7 protein-coding genes and 1 pseudogene are annotated in these 7,680 nt (G+C 61.1%); 4 read left to right on the top strand and 4 right to left on the bottom strand.

Annotated features, from left to right (window positions below):
* Positions 1-33: 33 nt before the first annotated feature.
* The 3 genes from BMY84_RS28590 to BMY84_RS28580 are packed head-to-tail and all read right to left on the bottom strand — an operon-like array spanning position 34 to position 3,289.
* Positions 34-1,380: a hypothetical protein gene (locus tag BMY84_RS28590; RefSeq protein ID WP_256215504.1), complete on the bottom strand. Its 1,347-nt coding sequence runs from the start codon at positions 1,378-1,380 to the stop codon at positions 34-36.
* Positions 1,329-2,690 carry a metallophosphoesterase family protein gene (locus tag BMY84_RS28585; RefSeq protein WP_256215503.1) on the bottom strand — a complete coding sequence of 454 codons (1,362 nt, stop codon included), beginning with the start codon at positions 2,688-2,690 and terminating at the stop codon, positions 1,329-1,331. Before BMY84_RS28585 ends, BMY84_RS28590 begins: the two co-directional genes overlap by 52 nt.
* 2 nt (positions 2,691-2,692) lie before the next feature.
* Positions 2,693-3,289, bottom strand: coding sequence for a DUF3320 domain-containing protein (locus tag BMY84_RS28580; protein ID WP_256215505.1), 597 nt, complete (start codon positions 3,287-3,289; stop codon positions 2,693-2,695).
* Here BMY84_RS28580 and BMY84_RS28575 point away from each other — a divergent pair.
* A pseudogene (locus BMY84_RS28575) lies at positions 3,276-4,703 on the top strand (catalase); the annotation flags it as partial. The gene BMY84_RS28580 and the pseudogene BMY84_RS28575 overlap by 14 nt on opposite strands.
* A 129-nt stretch (positions 4,704-4,832) precedes the next feature.
* A complete protein-coding gene (locus BMY84_RS30065; protein WP_177204258.1) occupies positions 4,833-4,982 on the top strand; it encodes a hypothetical protein in 150 nt (49 codons plus the stop codon).
* Between the two features lie 86 nt (positions 4,983-5,068).
* Here BMY84_RS30065 and BMY84_RS28565 read toward each other — a convergent pair whose 3' ends face one another.
* On the bottom strand, positions 5,069-5,920 hold the full coding sequence (locus tag BMY84_RS28565; protein WP_093088530.1) for an SDR family oxidoreductase: 852 nt from the start codon (positions 5,918-5,920) through the stop codon (positions 5,069-5,071).
* Between the two features lie 107 nt (positions 5,921-6,027).
* On the opposite strand from BMY84_RS28565, the gene BMY84_RS28560 reads away from it, so the two are divergent.
* On the top strand, positions 6,028-6,636 hold the full coding sequence (locus tag BMY84_RS28560; protein WP_093088528.1) for a flavodoxin family protein: 609 nt from the start codon (positions 6,028-6,030) through the stop codon (positions 6,634-6,636).
* Between the two features lie 5 nt (positions 6,637-6,641).
* Entirely contained in the window at positions 6,642-7,589 is a 948-nt protein-coding gene (locus tag BMY84_RS28555) for a cation diffusion facilitator family transporter (RefSeq protein WP_093088526.1), read from the top strand.
* Positions 7,590-7,680 lie beyond the last annotated feature (91 nt).

Here is a 7,680-nt window from a genome sequence, read left to right as displayed (position 1 = left end):
CTTGGAACAGGCTCGTCGATCAGCCGTGGCGCATCATGACAATCGGACGCCGCAAATGGGCATGTGGGTCGTGATCAATGCAGGTTGGTATAAGGTCCCTCGCTGTGCTTCCGCTGCTGCGAGTCGACCATCATCGTCGGCAGTGTTGGAGCGTAGCGTGATCGTGCCGATACCGGGCGCGATGAGCTGAGCGCGGCCGTTATAGCCGCGCTCCTCACCGTCGCCGAGCGTCGCGTCGCCCATCGTTACGCGTGCGCCAGCGGGCGTATCATAGGCGACCATCACCGTTGGGCGCGCGGCGTCCAGCACTGCACGGATGCTGGCGATCTCAACATCCAGATCGGCAAGTTCATCGACCGCGCCGTTGGGCAGCCGGATCCCGGCGAGCTGCGCCTCGCAGGTTTCGATCGTGCCGCGCACCGCTTCGGCCCCCTGCAGCCGTTCCTCCCACTCCGCCCGTCGCTCAGCCGCATCCCGCGCTTTGATCGCTGCATCAAGAGTAGCGAGCAGTTCGCGTGCTGCCTTCTCGTCCGCCTCTGCTGCTTCGATTTCAGCCTGTGCATCGGCTATCGTCTCGCCAATCAAACGCCGACGCTCGACCGCCTCGTCGCGGCGGCGATTGGCGTCGCGGCTATCCTCCGCCAACTGCCGCGCCTCGGCCAATGTCTCGTCGAATTGCCGATGGTCGCGCAAGGCGGTGTCGCGCTGTTCGCGCGCAAGACCGAGTTCGGCCTGCGCTGCCTTCAGCCGCTCGGCCTGTGCGCGGGCAGCATCGAAGGCGACTTCGGCGGCGTCCACCGCCTGTTTGCGGGCATCGCGCGCATCGGAGCTTTCCAACTCGGCCAGCCGACGCTGAGAAGTTCCGCGCTGATCGAGTGCTTCGCGTAGGTTGGCCACCTCACCGGCTAGCCGTTGCTCCTCTGCCGCCAGCCGGTCGCGTAAATCGATCGCGGCGGCATAGCGGCCGCCAGCTTTAGGGCGTCCTGTCGCGGTGACAAGTTCGCCGGCTGCTTCCCCGGCAGCGGCCATAATCTCGGCCATACGCCGGCCACCGGTCATCGCCTCGACTTCACCCTGCACCGATTCAAGCAGGCTGGTGCGGACCTGCAGGTCGTTATCTTCGTCTTTCTTGTTGCGTGGCTCTATACCGGTAAGCCCTTGACGCACCCACAGTAGTCGCGCCGGCCCACCGGCACCGCCGTGGATGAGCTTCCCGATAAAATTCTCTGCCTCGTCCGCCTGTGCAATCAGACGCCCGGACGCGAGGTCCACGACCTTCGCGAACTTCCCTGCATAATATTGCTTGGTGATCCGAAAATGGGCATCGTCTACAACAATATCCGCCTCGATAAGCGGGTTGCCGCCGCTATAGGGGCGCAAGGCACGGACCCCGCCCGCCGTGCTGGAATGCGGCTGGAAAAATAGTCCGTGCAACGCCTCAAAGCTGGTCGATTTGCCGAACTCGTTGGCGGCGCACAACACGTTGACACCGTCGCCGATCCCTTCGATCGCAACGCCGCGCCCGCCGAACCGCTTGACGTTGTGAAAACGGAGTGCTGCGACCTTAATTGCGACACCTTCTCGACATAGCCATAGAGACGCCCCAGTGCGGCAATGGCAATCGCCCGTTCAGCGGACGAGCGGCCCGCATCCTCACTCTCGGCAAGCAAGGCGTCGGCGGCGTCTCTCAGAGCACCGGCGTGATCGATCCGGTCAAGATCGCCGACGTCGCATTCGGTCGCCAGTCCGGTTTCGTCGAGGTCGAGCCACGCGAAGTCAGGGGCTGCGCGCTCGATCCCGGCTGTCAGTGCGGTGCGCTTGGCAAGCCCGGTGCGGCCGGTTGCAACGATGCGGGCCAACGTCTGTCGGCGATCCCGCAAATCGGGTAGCAGCGCCTCAAGCGCCGCGCCGAGATCGTCTTCCGCCAGCAGGTGAAGATCCAGCGTGCGCCAAGCAAAGCTCCCGGTGGGGACCGGCGTCACTACGGGGACAGCGCCGACCCCGGCGATATCGACCAGCAACGCTGTGCCGGATCGATCATGCTTGAAACGATCCTGCTCGGGCGAGCCGCTATAGTGGGTGCGCGGATCGACCTGGATCGCGCCATGCCAGTCGCCCAGCGCAAGATAGTCGAGCCCGGCGCGGCGCGCACGATCCGGGGCGATGACTTCAGCGCTGACAGCCTCTTCGGAAAAGCTCTGAATCGCACCATGGGCAAGGCCAATGCGGACCACTCCATCGGCGGTGGCGGCACTATCCATCCACTCGCTCAGATCGCGACCCGGCCGCCTCGTCGTGCAAGGGGCTGGCAGGAGGACTGCGCCACCCGTCAGCTCGATCGGCTCTGCGACTGTCGCCAGCAAGACATTGTCCGGTGCCTCGCTTGCCAACAGCGTCCATAATTCAGTCGCCTGAAGGGAGTCATGGTTGCCCGGCAGGATCACCCAGCGGATCGGCGCGTGATGCGCCATCTCTGTCAGCGCCTGTCTCCGGACATCGGCAGCGGGTGTTTCGGTGTCGAATGTGTCGCCGGCCAGCAGGATCGTGTCCACGCCGTTCAGTCGCGCCTGTTCGGCCAGCTTGCCGAGCACTGCGTGGCGGGCCTCACGCAGGCGACCGGGAAGGTCTCCGGAGAAGTTTCCGAAGCGCTTGCCGAGATGCAGATCGCTTGAGTGGATGAAGCGCGCCATGCTTATTCCACATCAGGCATAGAGGGGGCGATCGACACGGACGCGCCATCTCCACGACCGCGCGCGATCGCCTTATCAAGCCGGGCGCGCGATCCGGCCGCCAGCCGCTCGACCCCCAGCATGCGCGCCAGTTCGCGCGCAGGATCCGGCTCTTCAAGCAAATCTGGATTAGCCCGGACAACTGCCGATATTTCTGCGAGTGGAATATCCGGGATCGCCCGGCGCGCTTCATCGCCATGAGGAGGGCGATAGGGATGGAAATCTGCGACGGCGCCGATCTTCCAGATGAACTCGCCGCTCGATTCCTGGGTCCGATCATAGTCGCGCAGGTGCATGTCGATCCGCTCGCGGATCTTGCCGCCGGTGCGCAGCCAGCCATGCGCGCGGGCGACGCGCTGGCATAAAATGTCGGTGCGTAGCGGGCTCTCGGTTTCGATCACGGCGGCTACCATCGCACGCAGGGTGTCCCGATAGGCGAAATCGTAAAACTGGTCCGGATCGGCTATGAAGCCTGTCAGGTCGGTGATGCTATAACGGCCGTCCGGATCGTCTGGTGCGACAGAGATGGAGGAGGGAGCCTCGGTCTTTGGCGTCCACACCTTCAAGCTGGTCAATGCCAAGGGTGAAGCGCATTTCGTCAAATTCCACTGGAAACCGCGGCTTGGGCTTCAGTCGACCATCTGGGACGAGGCATTGAAGCTTCAGGCGGCCGACAATGACTATCAACGCCGTGACCTGTTCGAGGCTATCGATGCAGGCGATTTCCCGCAATGGGATCTGGGCATTCAGATATTCGATGAGGCCTTTGCCAATGCGCAGCCTTATGACGTACTCGATGCGACCAAGCTGATTCCGGAAGAGGACGTGCCGGTGCGCCTTATCGGTACGCTGACGCTTAATCGCAATGTCGATAATTTCTTCGCCGAAACAGAACAGGTCGCATTCCTGCCCTCGAACATCCCGCCGGGCATCGATTTTTCGAACGATCCGCTGCTTCAGGGGCGGCTCTTTTCCTATCTCGATACCCAGAACTCGCGGCTCGGCACCACCAACTTCCACCAGATCCCGGTAAACGCGCCGCGCTGTCCGTTCGGTAATTTCCAGCGCGATGGTAAGATGCAGACAATGGTGCCCAAGGGGCGCGCCAATTATGAGCCCAACAGTCTGGCGGCGCATGGCGAGGAGGGCGGCCCGCGTGAGAGCCAAGATACCGGCTTTGTTACGGTGAATGCTGCCACCGGTCCTGACGAAAGTGGTGACAAGCTGCGCATACGGTCCGAGACTTTTGCCGATCATTACAGCCAGGCCCGACTTTTTTACCGCTCACAGACGGCCAGTGAGCAGGCGCACATCGCTTCGTCCGTCGTGTTCGAACTTTCGAAGGTCGAACTGCTTGATCAGGTGCCGGGTCGCATGGTCGCCAATCTGCGAAATGTAGACGAAGATCTTGCCAGGCGCGTCGCCGATGGCCTTGGCATAGATCTGCCGAAGAAGGCGCCGGCCGCAAGGGCACCGATCGATATGCCGCCGTCGGACGCGCTTTCGATCCACAAGAATATGCAGGCTACGCTCGAGGGACGAAAGGTCGGTGTTCTGATCGCGGATGGAAGTGATGCAGGCGAGTTGGCCGCAGTTGTGGCAGCAGTGAAGAAAGCTAAGGGCAAGGCGGTGATCGTCGCACCAAAACTTGGCGGCGCGAAGCTCTCCGATGGCAAGCAGCAGAAGGCTGATGGTCAGCTTGCCGGGTCGCCCAGTCAGATTTTCGACGCGGTGGCGATCATATTGTCGAAAGAGGGCTGTGCGGTGCTCGTAAACGAGGCCGCCGCTGTCGAATTCGTGATGAACGCCTACGGCCATCTCAAGGCCATAGGCGCAAGTGCCGCAGCGCAGCCGCTGCTCGACAAGGCTGGCGTGATGCCCGACGCAGGCGTTACGGCACTTGATGGCGCTTTTGTGAAGGCGGCGGCTCTGCGCTACTATGACCGTGAGCCGTCGCTCCGTATCCTCGCCTGAAAGGATGCGATGATCCATTTTCCAAGCGCCCGGCGATTCAGGTAAATCGCGAACGCAGGCTTGAACCGCCGAGCGCTATATTTTCAGGAATGGAAAGCATGCCAAACCAAAGGCGTCGGCATCCTTTGGGTGGCTGATGGGCTTACGATATCGGAAGCCTTTGACGGCGCCAGCGCGATGCGCCTCCTGCAGGCAGATGCGGCGCTCAGCCTGATAGCTGATGTGCATTTCCTGTTCATCACCGGCTATGCCGAAAATGCCGATGTCGGGAATGAGTAGCTTGCGCCAACCATGGCGCTTTTAACCAAGACTGTCGCAATGAACATATTGGCAGAGCGCGTCCGCGACATCACGCCATCAATCTGCTATCCGTTGACGATAGTACCGCCATTGGGATGCAGGACCTGTCCGGACATATAGCTGGAGTCATCACACGCCAGGAAAAGGAATGATGGCGCGACTTCATTGGGCTGGCCCGGGCGCCCCATGGGCGTGCTTTCACCGAAATGCTTCAGCTTTTCAGGACTGGCGCCCCCACAGGGGTTGAGCGGTGTCCAGATAGGGCCTGGCGCCACAGCATTTACGCGGATACCATCGTCGACAAGATTTTCCGACAGCGACCGGGTGAAGGCGGTGATGGCCCCCTTGGTCGCGCTATAGTCCAGCAATTCGGAGCTGCCTTGGTACATCGTCACGCTGGTACAATTGACGATGGCAGCGCCGGCTTTTAGGTGCGGGCGGGCGGCCTGCACTAGAAAGAACATGCTGTAGATATTTGTCTGGAAGGTGTGGCGAAGCTGCTCCTCGCTGATGTCGGTGATGTCTTTGTCCGGATGTTGTTCACCGGCATTGTTGACGATGATATCAATCTTGCCGAACGCTTTTAGCGTCTGGGCCACTGCATCGTCGCAAAAAGTTTTCTCGCCAAGATCGCCGCGCAGGGTGATCGCTTTGCGTCCTTCCGCCTCGACGATACGCCTGGTTTCTGCGGCATCATCATCTTCCAGCAGGTAGACGATCGCGATATCGGCGCCTTCTCGCGCATAGAGTGCGGCAACCGCCCGGCCGATGCCACTGTCGGCGCCGGTAATGATCGCGACTTTTCCGGCGAGGCGGCCAGATCCGTTATAGCGCGGCTGCCAATCGGGTTTGGGCGAGAGCTTGCTCTCATGGCCGGGCAGCGCGTCCTCATGGATCATTTGTGCGGTATCGCTCATCAACTATCTCCTTCATCAACAAGAACCCATTGATGGCTCAAGAGTTCTCCCTGTGATGAACGGACGGTCGCACCCTGCGGTCGACAAGACCGGAAAGGAGATGATCGATGCCGATCAAGGCTCTGGCGCTCAATTGCACCCTCAAGGCGGATGCCGGAGAGGACAGCTCGACCGACGCTATGATCGCCGTCTTAGCAAAGGCTTTTGGCGAGAAGGGGGTAACGTTAAGCGAAACCGTTCGGGTTGCTGCGCTCGATATAAAGCCCGGTGTCACTTCCGATGAAGGCGATGGCGACGCATGGCCGGCGCTGCGGAAGAAGATAGTTGCCCACGACATCCTGATCTTCGGCGGTCCGATCTGGATGGGGCAGATCAGCAGCGTTGCCAAGCGCGTGCTGGAACGGATGGACGCTTTTCTGTCCGAGACCGACGATCAGGGCCGGATGCCCAGCTACGGCAAGGTCGCGGTCGCCGCGATCGTGGGCAATGAGGACGGTGCGCATTTCTCGTCTGCCCAACTTTTTCAGGCGCTGAACGACGTTGGCTGGACTATTCCGGCGGTCGCTGCCTGTTACTGGGTCGGCGAAGCGATGGGATCGACCGACTTCAAGGATTTGAAGGAGACGCCGGACATGGTAACAAAGACTGCGAAGATGGTCGCGAGCAATGCCGCGCATTTGGCAGATTTGCTGCAATCCAGTCCCTATCCGGGTTGAGCCGCATGACTGGTCTGTCAGGCAGGTTTCGCGAGAATATTGTCCTTTACGGCGCCCTGTTCGCTAATGTCGGGATCGCCATCGCCAAATTCGTGGCGGCCGCGATCAGCGGCTCGTCATCCATGCTGACCGAAGGCGTGCATTCTTTGGTGGATAGCGGCAATCAGGTTCTGCTGCTGTACGGGCAGGCCAAGGCAAAGCGTCCGCCCGATACCACCCATGCTTTCGGCTATGGACGCGAACTTTATTTCTGGGCGTTCGTCGTCGCGATCCTCATCTTCGCGGTAGGGGCTGGTGTCTCCATCTACGAAGGCTGGTTGCACATTGCTGAGCCGGAGCCATTGCGCGATCCGACGATCAACTATGTGGTGCTGGGTGTCGCCGTCCTCCTGGAGGGGACGAGTTGGGCCATTGCGGTGCGGGAATTCAACGGGAAGCGCGGTGCGAGCAGTTGGTGGCAGTCGATCCGGCGGTCGAAGGACCCGGCGGGATTCATCGTCTTGTTCGAAGACAGTGCGGCGCTGGTCGGTCTCGGCATTGCAGGCGCGGGCGTGTGGGCCAGCCACCATTATGCCGACGCCCGCATTGATGGTGTGGCATCGATCGCGATTGGCCTGATTCTGGCTGGCGTAGCCGTCCTGCTTGCGCGCGAAGCGAAGGGGCTGCTGATTGGTGAGAGCGCGGAGCCGTCTATCGTTTCTGCGGTATGGGCAATCCTAGACCAGCGGCCGCAGATTAGCGCGGTCAACCATGTGCGCACCATTCACACGGCGCCCGATGCCGTGTTTGTCGCGATCAGCGCCGATTTCGTTGACGACCTGCCGATGGGTGAGGCGGAGAGCCTGATCGAAGATATCGAGCGTGAGATGAAGGCAAGCGTACCGGAGTTGACCTCCATCTATATCAGGCCGGAAAAGCAGGCCGACGCGATCCGCCAGCCGCCGCCGATCTAGTCACCTGGAACTAAAGTAGGCATCATTGTATATGCCCTTGTCGGACCAGCAGGGATATCGGGGATGGTGGGCAGACAAGCGGATTTGGTTG

The sequence above is a fragment of the Sphingobium sp. AP50 genome, from assembly GCF_900109095.1.
GTDB lineage: Bacteria > Pseudomonadota > Alphaproteobacteria > Sphingomonadales > Sphingomonadaceae > Sphingobium.
Note: the sequence above shows the minus strand (reverse complement) of the source record. Positions and strands in the feature narration are given on the sequence as shown.